The sequence below is a fragment of the Halorubrum sp. SP3 genome (assembly GCF_005435195.1).
In the GTDB taxonomy this organism is placed as follows: Archaea; Halobacteriota; Halobacteria; order Halobacteriales; family Haloferacaceae; genus Halorubrum; species Halorubrum sodomense.
In genome coordinates, this window is sequence record NZ_SGTU01000079.1 from 1 (window position 1) to 550 (window position 550).

Below are 550 nucleotides of genomic sequence, written 5' to 3' on the forward strand. Positions count from 1 at the left end.
CTGATCGCTGCGATGATCCTCTACGCCGTGTACGCTCACGCCCCGGGTTCGCTTGGTGAGGATGTCACAAGCGACTAGCTTGGTTGAGTCCTAGCCAGCTCGATCCCAGTACATACCAATCAGCGCCAGACATCGTCCACTCCAGACCGATCTGTACGCTCGTTGATCCGGAGCGAACGCCTCCTGTGAGTGGTTTATGTCCTCTGGCAAACGCCGTTCGACAGTCACACCAGAACCGTATTGACTCTATATGAAGAACTATAGCTATGAAATCTGAACCTGACTCGCATTTGGTATCGCGTCGACAGGTCGTTCATACAGTCGGCTTGGGAGCCGTAATTGGGACGGCTGGCTGCGTTGGGGGATCCCCTGGATCAAGCTCTGAACCGGTGGATTTGTCGGGTCAAAAGACTGATTACCAAGGTGGAATGGTCATTGGAGACCATGGAGGCCCTAATGGGCAGGTGTTCTACGCCGATACAGAACCCGAGCCCAGACAGGGCCCCGTCCAAGGCTCCGAAGGAACTGAGAACCTTGCTTGGTTTCACAC

At 54.9% G+C, this 550-nt stretch carries 1 pseudogene; it reads left to right on the forward strand.

The annotated features are described in order from the left end of the window. Window positions 1-266: 266 nt before the first annotated feature. Window positions 267-550: pseudogene (locus tag EXE42_RS21005) on the forward strand (nitrous oxide reductase accessory protein NosL); the annotation flags it as partial.